25 protein-coding genes are annotated in these 24,175 nt (G+C 60.6%); 10 read left to right on the forward strand and 15 right to left on the reverse strand.

Features of this window, described 5'->3' with window-relative positions; translation table 11 throughout:
- Positions 1 to 15 precede the first annotated feature (15 nt).
- Complete coding sequence (locus ATY29_RS12255) at positions 16 to 1,518, forward strand: AMP nucleosidase (protein WP_025415754.1); 1,503 nt, start codon at positions 16 to 18, stop codon at positions 1,516 to 1,518.
- 9 nt (positions 1,519 to 1,527) lie between these two features.
- On the opposite strand, the gene ATY29_RS12260 is transcribed toward ATY29_RS12255, so the two are convergent.
- Positions 1,528 to 1,743: a hypothetical protein gene (locus ATY29_RS12260; protein WP_003569244.1), complete on the reverse strand. Its 216-nt coding sequence runs from the start codon at positions 1,741 to 1,743 to the stop codon at positions 1,528 to 1,530.
- Positions 1,744 to 1,899: 156 nt separating this feature from the next.
- On the opposite strand from ATY29_RS12260, the gene ATY29_RS12265 reads away from it, so the two are divergent.
- From ATY29_RS12265 to ATY29_RS12280, 4 genes are read left to right on the forward strand one after another with little or no spacing between them, the layout of a single operon-like run.
- Positions 1,900 to 2,256: a YciI family protein gene (locus tag ATY29_RS12265; RefSeq protein ID WP_003569246.1), complete on the forward strand. Its 357-nt coding sequence runs from the start codon at positions 1,900 to 1,902 to the stop codon at positions 2,254 to 2,256.
- A gap of 10 nt (positions 2,257 to 2,266) precedes the next feature.
- Positions 2,267 to 2,626, forward strand: coding sequence for a YciI family protein (locus ATY29_RS12270; RefSeq protein ID WP_097536403.1), 360 nt, complete (start codon positions 2,267 to 2,269; stop codon positions 2,624 to 2,626).
- 2 nt (positions 2,627 to 2,628) lie between these two features.
- A complete protein-coding gene (locus tag ATY29_RS12275; RefSeq protein WP_025415753.1) occupies positions 2,629 to 2,988 on the forward strand; it encodes a YciI family protein in 360 nt (119 codons plus the stop codon).
- An 8-nt stretch (positions 2,989 to 2,996) separates the two neighbouring features.
- Positions 2,997 to 4,238, forward strand: a complete 1,242-nt coding sequence (locus ATY29_RS12280; RefSeq protein WP_097536405.1) for an RNA polymerase sigma factor — start codon at positions 2,997 to 2,999, stop codon at positions 4,236 to 4,238.
- Here the strand turns inward: ATY29_RS12280 and ATY29_RS12285 are convergent.
- On the reverse strand, positions 4,206 to 5,168 hold the full coding sequence (locus ATY29_RS12285; protein WP_097536406.1) for a lysylphosphatidylglycerol synthase domain-containing protein: 963 nt from the start codon (positions 5,166 to 5,168) through the stop codon (positions 4,206 to 4,208). The genes ATY29_RS12280 and ATY29_RS12285 overlap by 33 nt on opposite strands.
- A 183-nt stretch (positions 5,169 to 5,351) precedes the next feature.
- On the opposite strand from ATY29_RS12285, the gene ATY29_RS12290 reads away from it, so the two are divergent.
- The 4 genes from ATY29_RS12290 (at position 5,352) to ATY29_RS12305 (ending at position 10,996) form a co-directional block, all read left to right on the forward strand.
- Positions 5,352 to 6,845 (forward strand): ArnT family glycosyltransferase, encoded by a 1,494-nt coding sequence (locus ATY29_RS12290; protein WP_097536408.1) that lies wholly within the window; start codon positions 5,352 to 5,354, stop codon positions 6,843 to 6,845.
- Positions 6,846 to 6,982: 137 nt separating this feature from the next.
- Complete coding sequence (locus ATY29_RS12295; RefSeq protein ID WP_097536410.1) at positions 6,983 to 7,999, forward strand: glycosyltransferase family 2 protein; 1,017 nt, start codon at positions 6,983 to 6,985, stop codon at positions 7,997 to 7,999.
- Positions 8,000 to 8,011: 12 nt separating this feature from the next.
- Positions 8,012 to 9,511: a glycosyltransferase family 39 protein gene (locus tag ATY29_RS12300; protein WP_097536513.1), complete on the forward strand. Its 1,500-nt coding sequence runs from the start codon at positions 8,012 to 8,014 to the stop codon at positions 9,509 to 9,511.
- The gene (locus ATY29_RS12305) at positions 9,512 to 10,996 is read left to right on the forward strand and encodes an ArnT family glycosyltransferase (RefSeq protein WP_097536412.1); all 1,485 of its coding nucleotides are present in this window, start codon (positions 9,512 to 9,514) and stop codon (positions 10,994 to 10,996) included.
- Between the two features lie 60 nt (positions 10,997 to 11,056).
- Here the strand turns inward: ATY29_RS12305 and ATY29_RS12310 are convergent, their stop codons facing one another.
- A complete protein-coding gene (locus ATY29_RS12310; RefSeq protein WP_097536414.1) occupies positions 11,057 to 11,557 on the reverse strand; it encodes a hypothetical protein in 501 nt (166 codons plus the stop codon).
- A 252-nt stretch (positions 11,558 to 11,809) separates the two neighbouring features.
- Here ATY29_RS12310 and ATY29_RS12315 point away from each other — a divergent pair, with 252 nt between their 5' ends.
- Entirely contained in the window at positions 11,810 to 12,328 is a 519-nt protein-coding gene (locus ATY29_RS12315; protein ID WP_003569264.1) for a tetratricopeptide repeat protein, read from the forward strand.
- Between the two features lie 212 nt (positions 12,329 to 12,540).
- Here ATY29_RS12315 and ATY29_RS12320 read toward each other — a convergent pair whose 3' ends face one another.
- From ATY29_RS12320 to ATY29_RS12375, 12 genes are all read right to left on the reverse strand, one after another.
- Entirely contained in the window at positions 12,541 to 13,101 is a 561-nt protein-coding gene (locus tag ATY29_RS12320; protein ID WP_003569266.1) for a hypothetical protein, read from the reverse strand.
- A 61-nt stretch (positions 13,102 to 13,162) separates the two neighbouring features.
- Positions 13,163 to 14,467 (reverse strand): DUF8689 domain-containing protein, encoded by a 1,305-nt coding sequence (locus ATY29_RS12325; RefSeq protein WP_097536416.1) that lies wholly within the window; start codon positions 14,465 to 14,467, stop codon positions 13,163 to 13,165.
- Positions 14,468 to 14,482: 15 nt separating this feature from the next.
- Positions 14,483 to 15,427, reverse strand: a complete 945-nt coding sequence (locus tag ATY29_RS12330; RefSeq protein ID WP_003569269.1) for a type II secretion system F family protein — start codon at positions 15,425 to 15,427, stop codon at positions 14,483 to 14,485.
- Between the two features lie 7 nt (positions 15,428 to 15,434).
- Positions 15,435 to 16,388 carry a type II secretion system F family protein gene (locus ATY29_RS12335; protein ID WP_097536418.1) on the reverse strand — a complete coding sequence of 318 codons (954 nt, stop codon included), beginning with the start codon at positions 16,386 to 16,388 and terminating at the stop codon, positions 15,435 to 15,437.
- The gene (locus ATY29_RS12340) at positions 16,385 to 17,830 is read right to left on the reverse strand and encodes a TadA family conjugal transfer-associated ATPase (protein ID WP_003569273.1); all 1,446 of its coding nucleotides are present in this window, start codon (positions 17,828 to 17,830) and stop codon (positions 16,385 to 16,387) included. The genes ATY29_RS12335 and ATY29_RS12340 overlap by 4 nt, the downstream gene beginning before the upstream one ends.
- A 19-nt stretch (positions 17,831 to 17,849) precedes the next feature.
- Positions 17,850 to 18,410 carry a L,D-transpeptidase gene (locus tag ATY29_RS12345; RefSeq protein WP_097536420.1) on the reverse strand — a complete coding sequence of 187 codons (561 nt, stop codon included), beginning with the start codon at positions 18,408 to 18,410 and terminating at the stop codon, positions 17,850 to 17,852.
- On the reverse strand, positions 18,407 to 19,549 hold the full coding sequence (locus ATY29_RS12350; RefSeq protein WP_097536422.1) for a pilus assembly protein: 1,143 nt from the start codon (positions 19,547 to 19,549) through the stop codon (positions 18,407 to 18,409). Before ATY29_RS12350 ends, ATY29_RS12345 begins: the two co-directional genes overlap by 4 nt.
- 29 nt (positions 19,550 to 19,578) lie before the next feature.
- Positions 19,579 to 20,202, reverse strand: coding sequence for a TadE/TadG family type IV pilus assembly protein (locus ATY29_RS12355; protein ID WP_003569279.1), 624 nt, complete (start codon positions 20,200 to 20,202; stop codon positions 19,579 to 19,581).
- The gene (locus ATY29_RS12360; RefSeq protein WP_003569281.1) at positions 20,196 to 20,675 is read right to left on the reverse strand and encodes a TadE/TadG family type IV pilus assembly protein; all 480 of its coding nucleotides are present in this window, start codon (positions 20,673 to 20,675) and stop codon (positions 20,196 to 20,198) included. The genes ATY29_RS12355 and ATY29_RS12360 overlap by 7 nt, the downstream gene beginning before the upstream one ends.
- Positions 20,672 to 22,273, reverse strand: coding sequence for a TadE/TadG family type IV pilus assembly protein (locus ATY29_RS12365; RefSeq protein WP_097536424.1), 1,602 nt, complete (start codon positions 22,271 to 22,273; stop codon positions 20,672 to 20,674). The genes ATY29_RS12360 and ATY29_RS12365 overlap by 4 nt, the downstream gene beginning before the upstream one ends.
- A 93-nt stretch (positions 22,274 to 22,366) precedes the next feature.
- Positions 22,367 to 22,672, reverse strand: coding sequence for a hypothetical protein (locus ATY29_RS12370; protein WP_097536514.1), 306 nt, complete (start codon positions 22,670 to 22,672; stop codon positions 22,367 to 22,369).
- The gene (locus ATY29_RS12375; protein ID WP_097536426.1) at positions 22,656 to 24,143 is read right to left on the reverse strand and encodes a type II and III secretion system protein family protein; all 1,488 of its coding nucleotides are present in this window, start codon (positions 24,141 to 24,143) and stop codon (positions 22,656 to 22,658) included. The genes ATY29_RS12370 and ATY29_RS12375 overlap by 17 nt, the downstream gene beginning before the upstream one ends.
- Positions 24,144 to 24,175 lie beyond the last annotated feature (32 nt).

Below are 24,175 nucleotides of genomic sequence, written 5' to 3' on the forward strand. Positions count from 1 at the left end.
TCTCTATAATGCGTCATGAACAAACGAATCTCCCCTTTGCCGCCGCTCGACATATCCTCACCGCCCCCTTTCCAGCCGCAGAGCTTCGATGATCCCGCCAAGGCGGTGGAAGCGCTGACAGCGCTTTATGAGCGCAATACGGCGTTCCTGATCAAGAGCTTCACCGAGCTTGCGCAGGGCGCGCCGATCTCCTCGCGCTACCGTGCTTTCTACCCGCAGGTCAGCATCGAGACGACAAGCTTCGGCCACGTCGATTCGCGCCTTTCCTACGGCCATGTCACGGCACCAGGCATCTATACGACGACAGTCACCCGGCCGAAGCTCTTCAAGCATTACTTGAAGGAGCAGCTCGCGCTCCTGGTGAAGAGCCACAATGTTCCGGTCATTGTCTCGGAATCGACGACGCCGATCCCCTTGCATTTCGCCTTCGGCGAGGGTGCCCATGTCGAGGCGTCAACCAACGCCTTCATCGACATTCCGATGCGCGATATTTTCGACACTCCCGATCTCAACACCACCGACGACGAGATCGCCAATGGCGAATATATCCCGCCGCCGGGAGAGCCCTCGCCGCTTGCGCCGTTCACCGCACAGCGGATCGACTATTCGCTCGCCCGCCTGTCGCATTATACGGCGACACATGCCGAGCACTTCCAGAATTTCGTGCTGTTTACGAACTACCAGTTCTATATCGACGAGTTCTGCAGCTGGGCCCGCAAGCTGATGGCGGAGGGCGGCGACGGCCATACCGCCTTCGTCGAGCCCGGCAACATCGTCACTCTGCCAGGCTCAAACGCTCCGGAAACGGATGCGGCGCTGACCCGCCTGCCGCAGATGCCCGCCTATCACCTGAAGAAGAAGGGCCATGCCGGGATCACCATGATCAATATCGGCGTCGGCCCCTCCAACGCCAAGACGATCACGGACCACGTCGCCGTGTTGCGCCCGCATGCCTGGCTGATGCTCGGCCACTGCGCCGGCCTTCGTAACAGCCAGCGGCTCGGCGACTATGTGCTTGCCCATGCCTATATGCGCGAGGACCATGTGCTCGACGACGACCTGCCGGTCTGGGTGCCGATCCCGGCGCTCGCCGAAGTACAGGTGGCGCTGGAGGCAGCCGTTGCCGAAATCACCGGCTACGAGGGTTTCGAGCTGAAACGCATCATGCGCACCGGAACCGTCGGCACGATCGACAACCGCAACTGGGAACTGCGCGACCAGCGCGGGCCGGTGAAGCGGCTGTCCCAGGCGCGTGCGATCGCGCTCGACATGGAATCGGCAACGATCGCCGCCAACGGCTTCCGCTTCCGCGTGCCCTACGGCACGCTGCTGTGCGTCTCCGACAAGCCGCTGCACGGCGAATTGAAGCTGCCGGGCATGGCGACCGCCTTCTACCGCACGCAGGTCAACCAGCATCTGCAGATCGGCATCCGCGCCGTGCAGAAGCTGGCCGCCATGCCGAAGGAAGCACTGCATTCGCGCAAGCTGCGCAGCTTCTTCGAAACGGCCTTTCAATAGGCCGTTTCCTCACCTGCCGGTCACAACAGGCGCCGAGCGCTGCGCGAGCATCTGTGGCCTGCCGGCCGCAATGTTCAGCCCTGCAATCAACAGGGTAAAGGCCAAGAAGACGAAAGCGACGCGCAGAAGGGCCTTCAGCCCATCGCTTTCGTCGAAATCCAGCGGACGTTTCTCACCTCGGCGTGCCCAGATCTGGCTCGCCAGCGCGATTTCAAGAATACTCATTGCCATTCTCCTCGACAGTGTTTCGACGAAGCCTTGTCGAGTGCTGCCTTGCGATTTCGACGCCGGACCGGCACAAAAGATTTTTTCCGCCGCTGTCGAAATGCTCGCGGCTCGGTCGTCCAGGGTTGTTGAACACGCACAAGGAGGCTGTCCGCGATGAAATATCTCTGTCAGGTCTGGTTCGATGGCGCAGTGCTCGGCGCCAGGACGAAAGAGGAAAAGGCCGAACTCGGCACGAACTCACTCAACTATGACAAGGCGCTTGCCGAAAGCGGGCATCTGATCGTCGCCCATGCGTTGCAGCCGCCGACATCGGCGGTGACCGTCCGGGTGCGAAGCGGTGAGACGTCGGTGACGGACGGTCCTTTCGCCGAGACGAAAGAGGCCCTCGGCGGCTTTATCCTCATCGAGGCGAAAGACCTTAACGAGGCGATCCGCATCGCCGCCGGCATCCCGCTCGCCAGACTCGGCGCGATCGAGGTGCGGCCGATCCATGAATTCCGAGCTCAATGAGGAGAGACCAATGAAGTTTTTATGCCAGATCTGGTTCGACACCGAAAAGAGCAAGTTGGTAAGCCAAGCCGAATGGGAAGCCGTCACGCAGGAGTGCATCGCCAACGACAATCGCTGGCGCGACAGCGGTCATCTGCTGGTGGCGCTTGCCTTGCGTGAGCCGTCGAGCGCGATCACGGTCCGCCTGCGCGACGGCGAAGCCTCGGGGACCGACGGCCCGTTCGCCGAAATCAAGGAACATCTCGGCGGTTTCGTGCTGATCGAAGCCGAAACCATCCAGGAGGCGCAGACGATCGTATCCAGTTTTCCGATCCTCAAATATTGCTCGATCGAAGTGCGCCCCGCCTATTCGATCCAGGACGGGAGATAGTCATGCGCTACATCTGCCTGATTTATAACAGCGCCGACACGGACGGGACGCTGACGCCTGACGAAACCGACGACCTTATCAAAGCGCATTTCGCGTTCGACGAGGAGCTACGCTGCGAAGGCATCCTGATTCATTGCGATGCATTGGAAATGCCTGACAAAGCGACCGTGCTCCGCGTTCGAAACAGCGCGCTGTCGGTCACCGATGGTCCCTATGTCGAGACGAAAGAGCATCTGGCCGGCTTTTACGTCATAGAGGCACCTGACATTGCGAAGGCAAAGGAGGTTGCCGGGCGAATCCCTTCCGCGCGTTTCGGTGCGGTAGAACTCCGGCCCGCGCGAACGCTGACCCTGCCGGTTTGAGGTGCGCCTTGGAAAGACTGATCGAGGAGATTTACCGAACGCAGTCGCGCCGGGTGCTGGCGACGCTGATCCGCCTGCTTGGCGATTTCGACCGGGCGGAAGAGGCGCTCCACGATGCCTTTGCCGCCGCCGCCCGGACATGGCCGGCGGACGGCATTCCCGGCAATCCCTTCGCCTGGCTTGTTTCCACAGGGCGTTTCAAGGCGATCGACACGATCAGGCGGCGGGCGCGCTTCGATGCTTCGCAGCATCACATCGAGGACAGCCTCTACAGCGTCGACGAAACGGAGATCGGCGAGATGGAACCGATCGAGGACGACATGCTGCGGCTGATCTTCACCTGCTGCCATCCGGTCATTCCCGCCGATGCACAGATGGCGATGGCGCTGCGGGAAATCTGCGGTTTGACCACCGAAGAGATCGCCCATGCCTTCCTCATTCCGGCACCGACAGTGGCGCAGCGGATCGTGCGCGCGAAGGGCAGGATCCGGGCGGCGAAGGTCCCTTACGAGGTGCCAGCCCGCGAGGTGCTGCCTCAACGACTCGACCAGGTGCTGCACGTTATCTATCTCGTCTTCAACGAAGGTTATTCCGCCTCTTCGGGTGAAGATGTGGTCCGCGCCGACCTGACCGCAGAGGCGATACGGCTCGCACGGCTTCTTCTGGCGCTACTGCCGCATCCCGACGTCTGTGGCCTGCTGGCGTTGATGCTGCTGCAAGATTCCCGCCGTTCCGCCCGCAGCAGCGAGCAGGGATCGCTGGTGCTGCTTGCCGATCAGGATCGCTCGCTCTGGGATCATGCGAAGATTGCGGAAGGCCTGGCGCTGCTTTCCCAGGCAATGCGCCCGGGGGAGATCGGTGCCTATACGCTGCAGGCAGCGATTGCCGCCGAGCATGCCAGGGCGCCGGTCGCCGAAGAGACCGACTGGCGGCGGATCGCCTTTTATTACGACCTGCTGCTTTCAGCCCAACCCTCGCCGATCGTCGAGCTCAATCGCGCCGTGGCGGTCGCTATGGCGGAAGGGCCGGCAAAGGGGTTGGATCTGGTCGATGCCATTCTGGGGCGCGGAGAGCTGCCGGCCTATCATCTCGCCCATTCGGCGCGCGCCGATTTCCTGCGCCGCCTCGGGCGGCGCGAAGAGGCGATCGCAGCCTATGCGAGGGCGCTGTCGCTCTGCCGGCAGGAGCCGGAACAGGCATTTCTCAGAAAGCGGATTTCAGAGCTTGCCGCGACGCCCGAGCGGCAGTGAGATCGCCGTTCCGGTCAGCGCCGAGACGATGATCAGCAGGTGGGCGTTGACGCTCGCCTGGGCCAGTGCTTCCAGGGCGAGCCGCTCGCTCGAAGCGCCCAGAGCAATAGCGCCGGCGGTGATGCCGGCGGGATAGGTGCCGACGCCGCCCGGCGCATGCATTGGGAGTACGGAGGAGAGCTCGCCGCCGAGTGCACCGCCGAAGCTTGCCGCCATCGGCAGCACGCCCATCAGGCCGAGCGCCCAGGCCAGCACCAATACCTTGACCAGCCAGTTGACGATGGTCATCGCCCAGGCACGGGCAAAAGCGGTGGCATCCAGCGGCAAGCCGTTTTCGATCTCTGTGACAAATTTCTGCGCCTTCCCCGGCAGCAGCCTGGCGGCGAGGAGCAGCAGCGGCTTGCGGGCGGCGAAAGCTGCGACCGGCAGCAGCAGAAAGCCGGTCCAGAGCAGCCAGGCAACCGTCTGATTGGCGGCGGCGACGGCAAAACCGATACCGGCGGCGGCCACAAGCGCATGCAGGTCGAGCAGCCGCATGACAAACAGCGCCGAGGTCCCGCGCGTCAGCGGAATGCCGAACTCCGAGCGCATCAACAGCGGAAAGCTGGTCTCCCCGGTACGGAAGGGCAGCATGATATTCAGCAGATTGTGGATCTGGGTGACACGGAAGAGGACCGCGAACCGGCCGGCGGTCTCCTTCGGAAAATAATCATAGATGCGCCAGGTGCGCAGGAAATAGGTGCTCGTCAGGAGCACCAGCGCCGCGATCACCGGGCCGGCGCCGACATCGGCCCATTGCCTGACGATGACGGGCCAACCCCAGAACCATTGGATGAAGAGCGCATAGGCTGCGACGACAACGACCGTCAGCACCGTCATGCGATTGCGCATAAACCAGGATTGCCGGCTTTCAACGATCGAACTCTTCATGTAGTAGGCATTCCTCGCTGGGCGCCGGCTTAGGCATCGGTTCCGGCGCCAGGCCTTTTAGGAGAAATGAAGCCTGCGCACAACGGCGGAGTTGATGGGCGACGGCGGCAACGCCTCTTCCACACCGGCACGCGGGCGGCAGACCAGTGGCGACGGCGCCTTGCCGGATTGACGTGGAGATCGATGTTGGAGCGGATTACCAGAAACATTACGACCGCAAGCCTTTTTCTGGCAGTCTATTTCCTGCTCAATATCGTGCTGCGCATCTCCTTGCCGCATACGCTCGATCTCGACGAGGCGGAGCAAGCTTTCTATTCGCAATATCTGCTTGCCGGCTACGGCCCGCAGCCGCCCTTCTACAACTGGATCCAATATGCCATCGTGTCGGTGACCGGCATATCGATGTGGGTGCTGTCGGTGCCGAAGAACATTATTCTCTTCGGCTGCTATCTCTTCTACGGGCTTGCTGCCCGCGAGGCGCTGAAGAACCGTTCGCTTGCAGCCGTCGCCATGCTGAGTCTGATTACGCTGCCGCAGGTGGGGTTGATGGCGCAGCGCGAATTGACCCATACCGTCGCTCTGCTGTTTGCAACCTCGCTCTTCCTCTTCGGTTTTTTCCGCACACTTCGCCGGCCGACAGTCGGGAGCTATCTCGTCATCGGTATCGCTACCGGCATCGGGCTGATCTCCAAATACAATTTCGCCATCCTGCCATTTGCCGCCTTCATCGCCGTCCTGCCGGACCGAGAGTGGCGCAACCGTCTGTTCGACTGGCGTCTGCTGCCGGCGATCGCGATCGCCATTCTGATCATTCTGCCGCACGCGCTCTGGCTGCCCGATAATCTCGCCAGCGCTTCGGGTCCGACACTGGAGCGGATGACCGCCGAGCACGAGGCCGCCGCCGGCCTTCCCCGCATCGGACAGGGACTGCTGTCCCTGGTCATCGCGGTGATCGGCTTCGTCGCATTGCCGATCGTCCTGATCGCAGCAGCCTTCCGACGGAATTTCTTTCGTGCGCTTGCCTCGACCAGTCCGATGATCCGAGTGATCGAGCGGATGATGATCGTCAGCCTGATCGCCTTCGCCGGAGTCGTTGTCTTCGCCGGCGCGAGCGATATCCACGAACGCTGGCTCGACCCCTGCCTGCTGGTCCTGCTGATCTATCTGTTCCTGAAGCTGCAAGCCGCAGGCTTCGATCTTTCCGCCGGCCTTGCGCGCTTCCGCCCCGTCGTGCCGGTGTTCATGGTCGTCATCCTGGCGATCCTTCTGCTGCGGATCGTCGCCATTCAATATATCGGCACTTATACCAGAACGAACGTGCCCTTCTCCGGTTACGTGGCCGAACTGACCGCGACCCGCAAGCCGGTTCTGATCGTGGCCGGAACCAAGTTCGTGGCCGGCAACATGAAGCTGGAATTCCCCGATGTTCCCGTGGTGATCCCGTTCTTCCCGGGCTCCGGGGTTCCCGAATTTGCGACTGCGAAGGGGCCGGTGCTCGTTATCTGGCGCGGCGAAACCGCCGATGACCCGACGATTTCTCCCGGCTTTGCGAATGATCTCGCGAGATCGGGCATTCATCTGCAGGAGTTGAAGACGCTGACGCTGCCCTATCTTTTCAGTAACGGCAAAAAGAGCTTCTCCATTGGTTATTCCTGGGTTGAAGGCGGCGCGAAATAGCGTTCCGGCAAGTCAGTCGATTGCGGGGAAACCGGCATTGGCCGCTGGCAACCGACGGACACTTCATGTACTAGCCTTCCGCAAGCGCGGCAGCAGCGATAAGATTGCTCGGCCGTCCGGCCTTTTGGAGATGAAAGTTGCAGACAACGGTAGAGCCCATTCGCGGTACGAATGATCCGGTACAATCGCTCGAGCTGTCGCTGGTCGTGCCCATTTTCAACGAAGAGGAAAGCGTCGGCCCGCTCGTCGAGCGTGTCGCGGCTGCAATGGCCGCCTATCCCAATCCCTGGGAGCTGATCCTCGTCGACGACGGCAGCACGGATGCGACGCTCGTCAACGCCCGCAAATTTGTCGGGCGCGAGGGGCTGACGCTCAGGATCGTCGAGTTGCAGCGCAACTTCGGACAGACCGCCGCCATGCAGGCCGGGATCGACACCGCCCAGGGCCGGCTGATCGCGACGATGGACGGCGACCTGCAGAACGATCCGAAGGACATTCCTTCGATGGTCGCCGAACTGGAACGGCGTGAACTCGACCTCCTGGTCGGCTGGCGCAAGAACCGCAAGGACGGTCTGTTCCTGCGCAAGATTCCTTCCTGGTGCGCCAACTACCTGATCGGCCGCATCACCGGCGTCAAGCTGCATGATTACGGCTGCAGCCTCAAGATCTACCGTGCCTCGATCATCAAGCAGGTGAAGCTGATGGGCGAAATGCACCGTTTCATCCCGGCCTGGGTGGCCGGTGTCGTCCCGAGCTCGCGCATCGGCGAGATGGCGGTCACCCACCATGCCCGCGAGCACGGCGTTTCGAAATACGGTATTTCGCGCACCTTCCGCGTCATCCTCGATCTGCTGTCGGTGATGTTCTTCATGCGCTACAAGGCACGGCCCGGCCATTTCTTCGGCTCGCTCGGTCTTGGCCTCGGCGCGGTCGCCCTGCTGATCCTGCTTTATCTCGGCTTCGACAAGTTCATCATGGGTAATGACATCGGCACGCGCCCGATGCTGATGGTCGGCGTCGTGCTGTTGCTTTCGTCCGTGCAGATGATCACGACCGGCATCCTGGCGGAGATGATCGCGCGCACCTATTACCGCGACGACGCTTCGCCGAATTATATCGTGCGGCAGATCTTCGACGATCGCAGCCAAGCCTAAGCCGTCAGCATGATGCTGGAGCGCGCGACGAGGACGATCAAGACCGCAGGCCTGCTGCTTGCGGCCTATTTCGCGCTCAACATCGTGCTGCGTATCGCGCTGCCGCATTCGCTGGAGCTCGACGAGGCCGAGCAGTCCTTCTTCTCGCAATATCTGCTGGCCGGCTACGGCCCGCAGCCGCCGTTCTACAACTGGATGCAATATGCCGTCGTTTCGCTGACGGGCATGTCGATCGGCGCGTTGATCGTTCCGAAGAACATCCTGCTGTTCCTATCCTATCTCTTCTATGGCCTTGCCGGACGGCGCGTCCTGAAGGACCAGACGCTGGCCGCCATCGCCATGCTGGCGCTGATCACCCTGCCCCAGGTCTCCTATATGGCCCAGCAGGATCTGACCCACACGACGGCGCTGCTCTTTGCCAGCGCACTGTTTCTCTACGGCTTCTTCCGCACGCTCGACCGGCCCGAGATGGGCAGTTACCTGCTGCTCGGGCTTGCAACCGGCATCGGGCTGATCTCGAAGTATAATTTCGCGCTGATGCCTGTCGCCGCCTTGATTGCCATCTTGCCCGATAGCGAATGGCGGCGCCGAGCGCTCGACTGGCGCTTGTTGGCGGCGATCGCCGTCGCGCTCGTCATCGTCCTGCCGCATGCGATCTGGCTGCGCAACAATCTCGCCTTCGCCTCCTCCGATACTCTGGTCAAGATGGCCGCCGGCAACGAACCCGCCGGCATGGTGCGAGCCGGCAAAGGACTTCTCGCTTTTCTCGTCGCCATCATCGCCTTTGCAGCGCTGCCGGTCGCAATCTTCGCCGGCACCTTCCGCCGGGATTTCATCCGTGCGCTTTCGGCCGGAAACCGCTGGACCGGGATGATGGAGCGGATGATGCTCGCAAGTCTGGCCGGCATCGCTCTCATCGTGCTCTTCACCGGCTCGACCACGGTGCGTGAGCGCTGGCTCGACCCGTTCCTGCTGGTGCTGCCGATCTATCTCCTGGCGAAAATGCAGGCTGCCGGCATCGACCTTTCCGCCGGTCTGCGTCGCCTCCGGCCGTTGCTGCCGGTGCTGATGGCCTGCGTTCTGATCGCACTCGGCCTGCGTGTCGTCGGCGCCGGGCTGATCGGTACCTATGCCAGGCCGAATGTGCCGATGGCGGGTTTTTCGCGCGAGATGACGAGACAGGGGCAGCCGGCGCTGGTGATCGCTTCCGACACCTATGTCGGCGGCAACATGCGGCTGCAATTTCCCGATGTGCCCGTGGTGATCCCGGATTTTCCGATACCGGGCATTCCGGCCTATGACGAGGCCAAGGGGCCGGTGCTGATCGTCTGGCGCGGCAAGAAGACGGCGACGGCTGCGGATGCGGTCATGCCGGATCGGTTCACATCGGCGCTGACGGCCGCCGGTATCGCGCCGCGGGAGATCGGCTCGCTGTCGCTTCCCTATTATTTCGGCCGCCAGGGCGACAACTTCGCGCTCGGTTACGCCTGGGCCCGGCCGGGGATGCGATAGATGAGCGGGACCAACAATCGCGACATCCGCTGGATTTTCGTCCTGCTGGCCGCGTATTTCACGCTTCAGGTCGGCGTGCGGCTCGCAACCTCGCATTCGCTCGACCTCGACGAAGCCGAACAGGTCTTCCGCTCGCAGTGGTTGGCGGCCGGCTATGGCCCGCAGCCGCCCTTCTACAACTGGCTGCAATATGCTGTCTTTCAGTTTGCCGGCGTCTCGCTTGCCGCCCTCTCGGTGGTGAAGAACCTTTTGCTGTTCATCGCCTACCTGCTCTACGGCCTGACCGCGCGGCTCATCCTGCGCGACAAGGCGCTGGTGGCGGTCGCCACACTTGGGCTGCTGACGATCCCGCAGATGGCTTTCGAAATGCAGCGCGACCTGACGCATACGGTCGCCGTGTTCTTCTCGGCCAGCATCTTCTTCTACGGCTTCATCCGCAGCCTGAAGCAGCCGAGCCTTGCCTCCTATCTCATCGCCGGCATCGGCATCGGCTTCGGCCTGCTGGCCAAATATAATTTCGCGATCCTGCCGGCGGCAGCGCTGATTGCCGCGCTTTCGGATGCGCGCCTGCGGCCGCGGATCTTCGATTGGCGGCTGGTGCTGACGGCGGCGGTGGCATTCGTCATCACCCTGCCGCATCTCTTCTGGCTGAAGGACAATCTCGATTTCGCCACCGCGCGCACGCTGGAGAAGATGACCGCGAGCGGCCATGCCAGCTATCCCGCGCAGGTGGCGATGGGTGTCAGTTCGCTCGCGCTCGCCACCCTCAGCTTTGCCGGGTTGACAGTGGCGGTCTTCGCCATCGTCTTCGGCAGGAGCCTTCGTCCGGCGCTGACGGTCGGTTCGCAATGGACGCGGTTGCTGGAACGGATGATGCTTGTCTTCCTGGTCGGCATTCTGTTTTTGATCGTCTTCGGCGGTGCTGCCGGCATCAAGGATCGCTGGCTGGTGCCGATGCTGTTCCTCCTGCCGCTCTACTTCTGCCTGAAGATCGAAGCCGCGGGCGTCGCGACAGAGAGGGCGTTCCGGCGTTTCATCGTCATCGTTGCCGTCATCATGATCGGCGTGCCGGCCGCCCTCTACGGCAGCGTCGCGGCCGCACGCTTCACCGGTCATTATGAACGATTGAACAGGCCCTATGCCACGATGCTGGAGAGCTTGCGCAAACAGGCCGAGCCGGCGGCAATCCTTGCCGGCGACAGCCTACTTGCCGGCAATCTCAGGCAGGATATTCCCGGCGTGCCGGTCCTCTCGGTGGATTATCCCGGCTTCCACCCGGATCTTACCGGCCGGCGCCCACTTCTCCTGGTGTGGCTTCTCCCCAAGGGCGGAAGCGAAGCGCTGCCGCCTGATATGGCGGAGTGGCTGCAGGCCAATCTCGGCGCATCCGCGCCTGAGGCATTAGTGATTGACGCGCCATATTTCTATCGACGCGGCGACGACCGCTATCGTTTCGGCTATGCCTGGGTCAACCAGCATCCCTGAGCGCAACTTGTGCGCTGCCGCAACTCAAGGTCTCGTCTTGCCGCGCCCCGGCGGGGACTATCACGCCGATATTGCACGCTTGATGACTGTTAAATGGCTGCAAATGCACGCCGAAAACACGGATATGAAAAGGATGGTCCCAAGCGGTTGGGATAGCGGCAGGAACGACCAGTCGCCCCGTGGAAATTGAGGCAGCGCAAACTCGGAAAGGCCGGCTTGCGCAACGGCTCCCCGCACCATGGTCAGACCGGTCCCGATCAGCGCGATATGGGCATGGATGAATCCTGACCGGCGATGTCTTTGCGGCTGCATGGCCACTCGAATCCCGAAAATCGATGCAATCATCAAAAGGACCGTGGCGCTCCAAATTCCAACGCCGGGTACGGCCAAAAGCAGATAGATGGGTTCGCGCATGATCGGAAGTATCGTCATATACAGCCACCAGGCGAAGGCACTTGAGGGGTGGCTTTCCAGGAGCGGCATGCTGAGAACGAAGATCGATGCTAACGCGTAAGCCAGCGATGGCCCAAGTCGCATCATTGTGAAAATGGCAATCCACATGCAGCGTTCCATCCTTTGACCTGACGGGGGATAGGCGACGTTGATTGATCACTCAGGGAGTCACGGGGCAGATGATGCCTACCTTGGATAGTAGGCCTTTTTCACGCTATCGCATTCCGACGAAGACCGCTTCTGTCGCTTTTTTGTGAGTATATTCTTAAATTCTTGAGTTGTTAGCTTTTTTTCACGATGATTGCCGGCGGACACATCCGAGTCTTGGGCAAGAATGTCTGATGGGGGATCATATTGCCAATGTTGCAGATCAGAGCTGGAACGACATGCATCGCGTTTTTGATAGCGACCGGGGCGATTTTAGCTGGTTGCCAGTCAGCCAGTGATGGTCTGGCTGCTTATGGCGATAGTGCAAAGACCCTCGAGGATGACTCAGCGGTCGCCTTCTATAAGAACGACGAGTTGATAACCACCGGCAAACTGCAGTTTCAGGAAAAGAACTACGGAAAATCCTACGCCATTTACAAGCGAGCGGTTGACGTTTTTCCGGAAGATCCGGCCGCTTGGCTAGGCTTAGCAGCCTCCGCCGACATGGTTGCCCGCTTCGATACATCCGACCGCGCCTACCAGCAACTCTCGCGAATGATCGGCAACACCCCGGTCTACTACAACAATATTGGATATTCTCACCTATTGCGCGGTGATTTGCGCACTGCCAGACGGTATTTCCTGAAAGCCTATGAGCTTGATCCCGGAAATGAAGTCACAGCCCGTAATCTCGAATTGATGAAGAACAGCGTGAAATACGCTCAGCGGTGATAGGCCTTCAGCGATCTGCGTCGAGATGAGAGTGCCCTTGCGGCGTTGCGAGCATCGGCGCGGCGCCCTTGGCTGCGTCCAGCAACTGCTTTAAAACATGTCGCCCAAAATTGTGCAGCAGTTTCGCGACAGGACATACGGAAAAACATAAGATCCAAAGCACCTCACATGAAGCACGTTTGATGCGACGTTCTTTGGAGGTGACGTCGTTGTTACCGTGCCTTCCGAAGGATGAGTTGGCCTTCCGGCGAGAGTGTTCGTTCGTAACGCGGCAGGTCATTGACCGCAATGCCCCCGGCGGCCATCGACGCAAGACTGCTATCCGGAGTTAGAGTTTCCGCCGGCGCGGCACGGGGTGCGAAAAATTGTGCCGGTTCCTTGCCGGGGGCGCTCAGGACCAGAGCCGAACCCATGCGTAGACCGCTCGTGTCGTCGCGCCGTTCGCTCACCACAGCCTTTTGCAGCTCATCCATCTGCTGGCGAATCACTGCGACGTCGTCGGCCTTGGCATTGTCGTCCATCTTGCCCGACTGCTTTTCGATCTGTCCTTTCAGGCCATCGATGGACCTTTTCATCGCGGCGATGGTCTCGCGGCTCTCGCGAACATCCGCCGAGTTTTTAGCGGTATAGATGAGAACGCCGGCATTCACAGGCAAGAGCATCAGGAGCAAACCGACGAGCAGCGGGCTTTTTGAGCCCCTCTGCTCTACTGTTCGCAAATTGCTCGGTTTTGGGCGTTCTGCTTCGACCTCGATGCTCGGAATGCTGGTCATTCGTTTACTCCCCCGTGAGTCATCAAATCTGCGTGGGCCGTGATCGGCGCCAAGCCCGCAATCATTCGGTTGTAAATACACCTTCCCATGCCCGCTCGAGCATGTCGAGCGATGCGTTTCTAGCTATGCCGTTGAAATCGCAGTAAGAACCGACGAAATCCAAAAGATATTTCGGATGATAGCAAGATGCCGGCATATCGCCGTCATACTTGCGATCGTAGAACAGGTTCAGGTCTGGATCGCAGACAACCAATCCGTTGCCGCTGGCATAGGATTTGAAGATCCTGATATATTCGTCGCGCGACGGCGTGTTCACAAAGATCTTGTATTTGAGGCGCCGCAAGCCCGCCTCGTCGGAAAGGTCCTTCGGGGCGATATTGGTCGAAAATACCACAAGCTCGTCAAAGGGAACCTTGAACTTCTTGCCGGTGTGCAGCGTCAGGAAGTCATATCCGCGCTCGAGCGGCACAATCCAGCGATTGATCAGCGCCTGCGGCGCCACCTGTTGGCGCCCAAAGTCGTCGATGATGAAAACGCCGCCTGATGCCTTCAAGTGGATGGGCGCTTCATAGACATTTGGTCCTCCGTTGAAGGTGAGATCGAGTTGATCGAGGGTCAATTCGCCGCCCGTCTTGATCACCGGACGGCGGCATTCGATCCATCGTCGATCCGCTTTCGGATGGGATTCTGTCTCGCCCTCCGATACGGGATGATGCACGGCTTCGTCATAGAAACTGATGACATGAGCGCCGACCTCGATGGCATAGGGCACCCAGATTGTTTGACGAAACAGCTGCGACGTCCGCTCGGCGATGCTCGTCTTTCCGTTTCCGGGTGGTCCGTAAAGCAGGATAGAGCGACCGGAGTTGATGGCCGGGCCGAGCTTTTCGACCAAGGTGTGCGAGAGCACCAGCCCGGCAAGGCTGTCGGTCAGCCGCTCCGGGGTCACGCGTTCGTCGTGGATGGACTGCAAACCGATTTGCCGGCAGAACGCGTCCAGCGACACCGGCGCCGGGCCGACATATTGGCTTTGACGCGACGCGGCGTGGGCATATTCGAGCCCCTTCATTGAAAGTGCATACCGAATATCGGATCTCACATCCTCACCAGCCAGGCCGCGAGCCTCGAGGTAAGCGAGTTTCACGAGTTCCTTGATCAGGATATTGACGATCACTTTCGGCAGTTTCATGCGGTCAGCCAGATGAGATGCCGTGGTCGTATCCTGCTCGGCCGCACATTTTGACGCCAGCCGAAGCAGGAACGACGGATCCAGTCCGGCTTGTTCCAGGCTTGCCGGTGCCATCGGCATGCGCGGATCGAGAGGAATGATGGCATCGTTACGATCCTGTTCGAGCGAATACTGCATACGACCTCGCTTGGCTCAACCGCCGGGGTTCATGCTGAGAAGAAGACTGATGACACGGATAACAACGGGAACGAGAACAATGATGAGGCTTACCGGAAAAAGGAACGCGCCGAGCGGCAGCAGCATCTTGACCGGCAGGGCATTTGCCTTTTCCTCGGCGCGAATAATGCGGAGATCGCGCATTTCCTTGCAGTAGACCCGCAACGTCTGCGTTACACTGGTCCCAAGCTCCTCCGATTGGCGGAACAGAACGGATAGGGCCCGGGCTTCGTCAATCCTCAGGCGGACGGCAAGGTTCGCGAGCGCCTCGCGCAAACGCCGGCCACCTCGCACTTCCAGCATCATGATCGAGAGGTGCAGGCCGAAGTCCTGCCGCTTGTCGACGAATTCCCGGGCAACTCGGTTCGCCGCTGCCTCGATGCTCATGCCCGCATCGAGGCAGACGATCAGCATATCCATAAAATCGGGAAAAAGGCGGCGGTACTCCCTCTCTTTGGCGGCGCCACGCCGGTCGATATAGATGTTGACCAGAATGAAGGTTACGCCCGCAGCAAACATGGCAACAACCAGCGTAACCACCCGTGACATGTCCGGCACGGCCCAATTGAGAGCCCAGACCGCCGCGACCAGCACGCTGATACAGACCAGCGCACGAACCACCTGGAAGGTGGTCACGGCGCCGGCGGCGAAATAGCCCGCCCGAATCAGCCGGTTCTGGGTAGAATTCACATTGGTGTCACGCCGCGTAATCTCGAAATAGCGACGGATCAGGCGGTTTTCCGCCTCACCGAGATCGGCAATCGTCGTATCGCCAAGGTGGAACTCCTCGCCTGTTGCCGCCGAGCTCTTTGAGACCCGAACCGAGACCTCGCGCCGTCGAAAATACAATTCCGACGCTGTTGCAGAGAATATCAGCACTGCAAAGAAGACGATGAGGTAAATTCCATACTCACTCGACATGACCGCCTCAGTACTCGAAGTTGACCATCTTGTAGAGAATGACATTCCCGATCGCCATGACGGCCAGCAGCACGGTCACGACGATGGCTCCGTGGCCGCTCTCCCAGACGGGATCGAAGTAGGTCGGCGACAACGCCTTGATCATCGCGTAGAGCAGAAACGGATACATTGACATGACGATCGCCGTAATGCGTCCTTCCGAGGAAATCGCCCTGACCTTTGCCTTCAGTAGCATGCGGTCTCGCAGCGTCTTCGAAAGGTTCTGCAAGATCTCAACGAGGTTTCCGCCGGTTCCCGCCTGTACGCTCAGCGATATCGCAAGCAGGTTCAGATCCTCGACGCCGACCCGGTCCGCCAAGTTCACCAGGGCGTCGTCCAGTGTCACGCCGTAAGTGAGTTCATCCGAGAGCAGTCCGAACTCGGTGCCGATCGGATCGGGCATTTCGCGCGCCACCAAAGAAATCGCCGCCGGCAGCGGATGGCCGGCGGCCAGGCTGCGATTGGCGACATCGAGCGCTTCAGGAAGCTTCAGTTCGAATTTCCTCATGCGGCGCGCCCGGGCGCGCCAGACGACGAGCGCGGGGATGAGGAGGCAAATCAGCAGAAAGACGGGGACTCTAAACAGAGTGCTCGGCAGGAGGATCTGGACGACCAGCCATATCGAAAGAGCGCCCGCGATCGCGTAGAGAGCAAATCGTCTGGCATCGAACTTGATTCCCGACTGGGCGTAAAACAGCCGCAACCGCTGAATCATTGGGGTTTGCCGCCACCTGCCACCGGCCCCGCGCTCCTTGAGCATATCGCTATAGGTCTTACGATGATCATCGCTGACCTCGAGCAAGCTCAGCCGATGGTTCACCGCGCGGTGGCGTTCGGATGTCTTGAAGTAGCCGCGCATGACCGCTTCGACAGCAACAAGGGCGGCGGTGAAAACGGCCGCGTAAAGGAGAAGCAGGATCATTGGACAGGTCCCGTCTGCAGCGGTTTACCGGGATCAAAAATCGTCACGGGGATCTCGATCCCGAGTTCGGCAAATTCCTCGACGAACCGCGGCCGAATGCCGGTGGCGCGGAATTCTCCATGGATTCGTCCGCCTTCATCGGTGCCGAGTTTCTTAAATTTCATAATCTCCTGCATCTGCACAACTTCGCCCTCCATGCCGGTGATCTCGGAAATCGAGACGACTTTGCGGGTACCGTCGCTCAGGCGCTGGACCTGCACGATCATGGTGATGGCGGAGGAGATCTGCGAGCGAATGCTCATCTGCGACATCGGCATCCCGGCCATGCCGACCATCTGCTCAAGCCGACCGACGGCATCGCGCGGCGTATTGGCGTGAATGGTCGTCATCGATCCCTCGTGACCGGTATTCATCGCCTGCAGCATGTCGAACGCTTCGTCGCCGCGAACTTCGCCGACGATGATACGATCGGGACGCATGCGCAGGGCGTTTTTCAAAAGTTCGCGTTGACGGATCTCGTTGCGTCCGTCGAGCGTCGGCGGTCGGGTTTCCAAACGCCCGACATGCGGCTGCTGCAGTTGAAGTTCGGCTGCATCCTCGATGGTGATCAGGCGCTCCCTTGGAGAAATCTGCGACGAGAGAGCGTTGAGCAAGGTGGTCTTGCCAGAACCGGTGCCGCCTGAAATGACCATGGACACCTTGCCCTTGACCGCGGCGCTGAGAAGGATGCGCATCGCATCGGCCATAGCGCCATATTGCACGAGGCGCTCCATCGTCAGCGGCTTGCGCGTGAATTTGCGAATGGAAACGAGCGGTCCATCGACCGAGATCGGCCTGATGGCGACGTTGACGCGCGAGCCATCCTTGAGGCGAGCGTCGACCATCGGCGTCGACTCGTCGACACGGCGGCCAACCGCCGAGACGATCTTGTTAATCACCCGAAGGAGATGATCCTCGTCTTTGAACCGCACGGCGGTGCTCTCGAGCTTGCCGCTCCGCTCGACATAGACGCTATTGTAACCGTTGATGAGAATATCTGCGATCGTGTCGTCGGCCAGCAGCGGCTCGATCGGTCCGAGCCCCAGCATCTCGTCGGTGATATCGCGGATCAGATCATTGATTTCCTTGGCATTCAGCGGAAAATTGTTGGTCCGGATATAGTCCTTGACCAATGGCCGGATCTCGGTGGCGATCTCCTCGTTGTCGAGTGTGTCGAGGATCCCGAGATTGATGCGATCGAGCAGGTAGCGGTGGAGATTGACCCGCTCGGAAACCATGTCCGGCCCGAGCGAAGCCTCTTCGTCACTCGCCGCGGCGCTGTCGGAGGCCGGTTGGGCAGGCATGGCCTGAACCGCGCCAAGCAAAGACAGTTCGGCCGTCTCCGGATGTTCCCGCTTTTCCGGCTCCTGCCTGTAGAAACGCCCCATGATACCGCTCGCCATGCGCCCCACTCCTGAACTCTTATTTTACAATGACCGTGGAACCGACCTTCACCCTCTCATAGAGATCGATGACGTCGGCATTGCTCATGCGAAAACAGCCCGATGACGCAAAACCGCCGACCGTCGACTGCTCGTTCGTTCCATGAATGCGGTAGAGCGTGTCGGCCCCACCCTTGTAGAGATAGATCCCGCGAGCACCCAAAGGATTGAGCGGCCCGGCAGGCACCAGGTCCGGAAGCCCGGCTGCGCGTGCCTTCATCTCGGCAGGCGGGCGCCAGTCGGGCCATTCTGCCTTGCGTCCAACCTTGACGGTACCGCTCCAGCGAAACCCGTCTCGCCCGACGCCGATTTTGTAGCGGATCGCGCGCCCTTCGGAGATGACGAGATCCAGCGTACGGTTGCCGCTGACGATGACGATTGTCCCGGCCGCGTAGCTTTTTTCGATCGGCACCACGGCGCTTGTCGTCGGCCCGAGGCTGCGTGGCACAAGCCCGCTTGCCGCTGCATCTCCGACAGCGGCCAGAATTGCCAAAACGGCAAGGCCGGCACCGGCTGCGCAGGACCTTATGATCGCCTTCATCGCACCAGCGCTCCAAGCTTGCCGACCGCGCCGCAGAAGCGCGCCCGGGAATTCACTTGAAATGGCAGCACGCCGCGGTTGACCGCCTCGCTCACAGTGTCCCAGTCATCCGCAATGACATGCGTCGGGATCTCTTTGAATATCTTTTCCGTCTGTTGCCGGCGCAGGCCGAGGCCGAAAAGCTTGGCGCGGTATTTGTTGATGACGATGAATATCTGGTCCGCACTGCCCCGCAGACGTACCAGATTGGCAAACAGATCCTTGGCTTGAGAAAGCGCAGGCACGGTCATTTCGGTGACGATGCAGACGCTGTTGACCGAAGTGAGCACCTCGTATTTCCACGGCGTGTCATAATAGGGAACGTCGATGATCGTGTGATCGCTCTCGAAGGCGGCGACGTCGAGCATGCGCAGCACGAGTTCACGGCCCTTCGGCGCCAGAAGCACCGATGGCTGCTTGAAGGACAGCAGCGAAAAGCCGCCCGAATGCCGCTTTCTGACCAGATCGATGAATTCCAGATCGACCCGGGAAGGATTGGCGATGACCGGTTTCAAGTCGTAGTCGTTGACGAGGTTGAGATAATAGCCAAGCGCCCCGGAGCAGAAATCCGTGTCGAACAAGTCGATTCGCGGCGTGGAATTCTTGGTCGGCTGGGCCAGCACATGCGCAAGCGACGAGGCGATCACGCTGGCGCCCGCGCCGCCGACGGCCGAGACCACGGCATGCACCCGGCTGTCGCTCGCCCCGGTGCCCGGCGCATGGGTCGAAATCATGTCGATCAGTGCGCGGCGCTCGAGCGGCTTTTTCAGCCAGTCTTTGCCGTTCAGGCGGAAGAGCAGCCGCAGCATGTCGTCCGGCAGGTCTTCGGAAACGACGACGAGCGGAATGTCGCGAAAGCTGGTGCGAAAGGTAAAGAGTTCCGGCTGCTGCAGCAATGTCCCGTTGTCGACGTCGAGAACGATCAGGTCGAACTGCGTCGGATCGAACCGGCCTTTTTCTCCGAGCGCCTTCAGCGCGAGATGGCGAACATCGTACCGCGAAAGCGACCCGAACGTATCGAGCATGAAGCTCGCTGCAGCCGCGTCGTCGGAGAGGACTAGGATCTTGGTAGATGCGGCAATGTTCATGTGCGCTGTCATTTTCGCTTTCCTACGCGTAATTCAAGGATTCAGCAGGTGGAGCAGGTCTTCAAATCTTCCGTCGTGATCGTCACGGGATGGGCCGGGATGGTGACGTCGTTCAGCCCCAACAACCCGCCGAGGACAGGCAGATCGAAGGTTATGTTGCGCACCTCCAGCCGCATCGTCAGCACAGGCCCCTCCGGCCGGCCCCAGTAGCCGAGCCCCGATCGCTGATAGGTGACCATCAGCTTATCCGGGGTGATGCGCCAATTGAGGTCGCAAATGCCGGGGTGAGGATCGGTTCCCGCGTTGCAAACGCCGTCGCTTCCCCGGACAATCCGGTTCAATGACGCCGTGCAGTTTGCAAGAGCCGGTCCACAGGTCGAGGATATCGTCGCATTGTTCGGCGCCGCTTTGCCGTTGTTGAGTGGATCGGCGGCATCTGTTGGGAAAACGGCATTGAAATTCGTCGTCAGCGGATCGGATACCGCCGCCAAACGGGCTCCATATTGCAGTGCCTTGACCGTCTGATTCCACTGCGACATCGCATAACCGAACTCGATGAAGGCGGCGAATACCAGCATGACGATCGGAAAGGTCAGCAGTGCTTCGACAAGGCTGACACCACCGCTATCCTGCCAGAACGCCTTGATTGCCCTAGAGGTCACCATCCGATGTATCTCTCTTCATGGAAGGAACTGATAGTGATGGCACCAATGCCCAGAAAGCCGAACACCGGCGAGGTCTGGTAGAGATGAGCAGTGGAAATGGTGATGTCCCCGTCCGCATCCGGCGCAGTGATGGTGATGTCGGCAGCGTTGTTCCAACCGGGCACGCGGGGTTTAGCGTTTGCCGCAGGTGTTTGCGTTCCGTAAAAGGCGATCGTCTTCGCCGTCGCCTGATTGCACGTCGGCACATAGGTTCCCGACACCGGCCGGCACCGCGAAAGGTAGCGCCCGGCATCGCGCAAGCCCGCGTCGATCTGCATGCGCTGCCAGAAGATGCTGCCAAACTCGAGTATCCCCGCCGCAAAGATCGTCACAAAGGGGATCGCGAGCAGCGCTTCGGCAAGCACCGCGCCTTCCTCCCGCCGCAAGAAGCCGAGGCAAAGCCGATGCCGGATAAAATTGCGGAGCGCCATCATCTGACCAGCTCCGCTTCTTCCCGGAGGAAATCTTCGAGTGTGCCCCGTCCACCCTTGCCGCTGATGTCGATCACTTCAAGCGACAGATAGCGCTCGTTGCCAGCCTTGATCGCCGGTTTGGTCATGAACATGCGTGCGAAGGCAACCGCCTGCGTCTGCTTGTGGCCGTTCAAATGGTCGACTGAGGCCTCGTAGCCGCAATTGACGATGGCGGCGAAAATCTCGCGGCGGTCGCCATATTCGCTCCCCGTATAGTTCGACAGGGCCGGCCCCGAGTAGCACTGTCCGCCGCCTGTCGTCGGATTGCCGATTTCGCCGTTTGCCGAGGCATGGTTGAGCAGCGCCGCGGTGTTGAGCTCGTAACGATAGACGTCATAGGCGGAGGGCCGGCTCGGTGTTCCGCCGGCCTGCGGCGGATAGCTGGAATAATTGCTGAGAATCGCGCTGACCGACGGGGCCGTGCCGCCCTGCGCGACGGTCCAGTAGTTTACATAGTTCCAATTGTTGCTGGTGCTGATCTTGCCGCCGCTGAGGGGCGACATGGCTGCACCGTAACCCAATGGCACCGCCTTGGTGACATCGCCAACGGTGCTGCCGACCAGCACCGGGTCGTAGGCCTTGCAGCCGTTCTGTCCCGTTTGCTTTTGTGCGGAGCGCACGTTCTGGGCCGGGCGGTAGCGGCCATCATTGCGCAAGCCCTTGAACGACCCCTGATAAATACCGAATCGCGTGTTGACGCCGTCTTCAACCGGCCCGGCCATGGCACCCGTTTCGGTATCCAGCTTGTCCTTCGTATAACAGGCCCCCGGATTCCCGGTAGCCAAAGCGTCGGCCATCACGCTTGCGCCATTGCCCAGAGGGGTTCTCAGGAACCCGAAATTGCCAGGCCCGGGGCTGGACGAGGACGTGCTGTTCATTTCGATTTGCCGGCCGTAGAGATTGCCGGCCGCGAAGTTGGTGTGGAGATCCGCCGCCGCCTGTTCGTTGGCGGCCGGGCTCGTATTGCCAGCCGGCTCATAGGGATTGCAGATGAAGATCGGCGTGATATCACAGGCGCTGGCGTGGTATACCGCTACGGCATCGGCAGCGATGTTGATCGTATTGCGGGTGAAGCCAACCGGGACCGGAAAGATCGTCTGCATCGCCTGCGGCTTGGCGATGACCCAGGCATAGGACGCCTCGTTGGCCACTGTCGTTTTCATCGAAGCCGGGATTGATGTATCGTCGTTGGCCGGGATGTTCTTCAGAAAAGACACGGTGACCGTGCTGCCGGCATCATTTGCGGCGTTGTAGGTCACGCTGATGTGCGAGCCAAGCGACATGCCGGTCCCGCCCCCGGAAAAAGCCGCGCTATTGGCGATTTTCTCGATCGCAGTCTGCGCCCTCGAAATGGCATCATCGCGGCCATCGAGTTCGCGGGCTCCGGCCAGCGCCATCGCATCGACTGCGTTCTGGAGATCGGTGTGCAGGTTGCTGCTGCGGCCGACATCGATGACCAGCAGCGAAAAGCCGAGAAGCATCGGCATGGCAATGAGCGTCAAGGCGATGACATAGCCACGATGATCGTTCCAGAACCGTCTGACAACCCTGCCCAGCATTGGCCTACCCCCCATCACGGCTTCTGCCGTGACGACCCTTTTTCGTGCATTTTCACTTCCGGCGCGCTGCCGCCGTTCATGCCTTTCGAACAGCTACTGGCTGACGCTGGCCCCATTGGAGGCACCGTTGGCCTCCATGGCCGGCGACGGCTGAATGACCCCCACCCCGCCATTCTGGTACTCGGTCATCACCCTGCGGACCACCTTGCCGTCGCTTGCGATACGGGTTCGCTGGGCTTCCGGCGGGAACGGGTCCTCGGTATGGATGGCCTTGTTTGCTTCCATGGCGTTCCCCGCCCCGAAGGTGATCGTGTCGCGATGGTTCATGTAGTCGGCGCAGCCGGAAACCAGGCCGGCGGCCGCAAGGACGAGAAGGATGCGCTTAGCGTTTTGTAGCAACAACCTGGCCTCCCTGGTTCAGGTCGAGACGATGGCCATAAGGCCCGGTCACACCTTCGCCGTTGCGAAAGCGCCGGAGCATGTCCTTGTCGACTTCCAGGACACCGAGCGCGAAAAGTTCGACGTCGTTGGACGAACGCGTCTGATCGAGCGGACTGTAGAGGTCCTCGCCCGGGCGGGCCGGTCGCACAATATGCGGCGTTACGACGATCACGAGGTCGGATTCTTTCTTCTGGAAACTCGTCGAGCGGAACAGTGCGCCGAGGATCGGTATCTTCCCGAGGCCCGGCAATTGCTGGATGTCCTTGGCATTGATGGATTGCAGCAGACCCGCCATGGCAAAGCTCTGGCCGTCGCGAAGTGCGACCGTGGTACTGGCCGCGCGCGAGATGAAGCCCGGATTGCCGTTGACGTTGATCGACGGATCAAGCTCGGAAACCTCAGGCTCGATTTCCAGATTGATGACGCCGTCGTCAAGCACCACCGGCTTGAAGGTCAGCCGCACACCGAAGGGGCGATAGTCCGTCTCGGTGGCAACAGTCGTGCCGTTGTTCGTCGTCTTCAGGATCGGCACTTCACCGCCGGCATGGAAGCTGGCGGTCGAGCCGCTCATGGCGATGAGGTTCGGCTGAGCCAGACGACGCACCAATCCCTTCTGCTCGAGCGCGTTGATGACCATGTCGATGCGGCCGCCCGAGATTTCCAGCACCTTGGCGATCAACTGGCCGAAGGGCAGCATGCCGGTTGCCGCCCCCTTGGGGTCAACAAGAGTACGGACGAGGCTCCCGTTATCGTCCACGCCGATACCCTGGCTGGTCGTTGCCTTGCCGATGCCATTGTTGCCACGCCCGGACCAACCGATCCCGAGGTCACGACCCGTCTGACGCGAGGCTTCGATGACACGGACTTCCAGCATTACCTGCTGGCTGTCGCTGACACGCAACTGGTTCAGCACCGGCTGGTCGGAATAGGACTGGGCGATTTCGATCACCCGCTGCAATTCGACGCCGTCACGAACCATGCCTGTCAGGCGAATGCGGTCACTGGAGTTGGCCACGATAACCCGGGCAGAGGGCGCGGCAGAGCGAATGGCGGCGGCGACTTCGCTGAAATCGCTGGCAACGCGGACATCGATGACGCCGAGAAGCGACTTGTCGTCGCCATAGACAGAGATATTGGTGGCGCCGATCTTCTTGCCGCGGATGAAAAGCGACTTGTCGGAAAGCGGCACCACGTCGATCATATCAGCGCTGCCGATGACGAGATCGCCGAAGGCCTGGCCGGTATTGAGCGTCAGGGTCGCGTTCGGAGGCAGGGTCACGCGCTGGACCGATCTGCCTAAGGTGACCGATTTTTCCTGTGCGTAGGCGCAGCCGGCAAATCCGGGCCCTAAACACACACAGGCCGAAAACGCTGCCGCCAGTGCCGCAAGGCTTTTTGTCCTTGCGATTCTTCTCTTGCCATTCGCCATGCCTGCTTTAGCCCCCTCATTCGGCTGGCCGC

It is taken from the genome of Rhizobium hidalgonense, from assembly GCF_002914525.1.
Lineage (GTDB): Bacteria > Pseudomonadota > Alphaproteobacteria > Rhizobiales > Rhizobiaceae > Rhizobium > Rhizobium hidalgonense.

Coding starts and splice junctions, on each gene's coding strand:
- ATY29_RS12255 (WP_025415754.1), top strand. CDS start 16: ATGAACAAACGAATCTCCCCTTTGCCGCCGCTCGACATATCCTCACCG.
- ATY29_RS12260 (WP_003569244.1), bottom strand. CDS start 1,743: ATGAGTATTCTTGAAATCGCGCTGGCGAGCCAGATCTGGGCACGCCGA.
- ATY29_RS12265 (WP_003569246.1), top strand. CDS start 1,900: ATGAAATATCTCTGTCAGGTCTGGTTCGATGGCGCAGTGCTCGGCGCC.
- ATY29_RS12270 (WP_097536403.1), top strand. CDS start 2,267: ATGAAGTTTTTATGCCAGATCTGGTTCGACACCGAAAAGAGCAAGTTG.
- ATY29_RS12275 (WP_025415753.1), top strand. CDS start 2,629: ATGCGCTACATCTGCCTGATTTATAACAGCGCCGACACGGACGGGACG.
- ATY29_RS12285 (WP_097536406.1), bottom strand. CDS start 5,168: ATGAAGAGTTCGATCGTTGAAAGCCGGCAATCCTGGTTTATGCGCAAT.
- ATY29_RS12290 (WP_097536408.1), top strand. CDS start 5,352: ATGTTGGAGCGGATTACCAGAAACATTACGACCGCAAGCCTTTTTCTG.
- ATY29_RS12300 (WP_097536513.1), top strand. CDS start 8,012: ATGCTGGAGCGCGCGACGAGGACGATCAAGACCGCAGGCCTGCTGCTT.
- ATY29_RS12305 (WP_097536412.1), top strand. CDS start 9,512: ATGAGCGGGACCAACAATCGCGACATCCGCTGGATTTTCGTCCTGCTG.
- ATY29_RS12310 (WP_097536414.1), bottom strand. CDS start 11,557: ATGTGGATTGCCATTTTCACAATGATGCGACTTGGGCCATCGCTGGCT.
- ATY29_RS12315 (WP_003569264.1), top strand. CDS start 11,810: ATGTTGCAGATCAGAGCTGGAACGACATGCATCGCGTTTTTGATAGCG.
- ATY29_RS12320 (WP_003569266.1), bottom strand. CDS start 13,101: ATGACCAGCATTCCGAGCATCGAGGTCGAAGCAGAACGCCCAAAACCG.
- ATY29_RS12325 (WP_097536416.1), bottom strand. CDS start 14,467: ATGCAGTATTCGCTCGAACAGGATCGTAACGATGCCATCATTCCTCTC.
- ATY29_RS12330 (WP_003569269.1), bottom strand. CDS start 15,427: ATGTCGAGTGAGTATGGAATTTACCTCATCGTCTTCTTTGCAGTGCTG.
- ATY29_RS12335 (WP_097536418.1), bottom strand. CDS start 16,388: ATGATCCTGCTTCTCCTTTACGCGGCCGTTTTCACCGCCGCCCTTGTT.
- ATY29_RS12340 (WP_003569273.1), bottom strand. CDS start 17,830: ATGGCGAGCGGTATCATGGGGCGTTTCTACAGGCAGGAGCCGGAAAAG.
- ATY29_RS12345 (WP_097536420.1), bottom strand. CDS start 18,410: ATGAAGGCGATCATAAGGTCCTGCGCAGCCGGTGCCGGCCTTGCCGTT.
- ATY29_RS12350 (WP_097536422.1), bottom strand. CDS start 19,549: ATGACAGCGCACATGAACATTGCCGCATCTACCAAGATCCTAGTCCTC.
- ATY29_RS12355 (WP_003569279.1), bottom strand. CDS start 20,202: ATGGTGACCTCTAGGGCAATCAAGGCGTTCTGGCAGGATAGCGGTGGT.
- ATY29_RS12360 (WP_003569281.1), bottom strand. CDS start 20,675: ATGATGGCGCTCCGCAATTTTATCCGGCATCGGCTTTGCCTCGGCTTC.
- ATY29_RS12365 (WP_097536424.1), bottom strand. CDS start 22,273: ATGCTGGGCAGGGTTGTCAGACGGTTCTGGAACGATCATCGTGGCTAT.
- ATY29_RS12375 (WP_097536426.1), bottom strand. CDS start 24,143: ATGGCGAATGGCAAGAGAAGAATCGCAAGGACAAAAAGCCTTGCGGCA.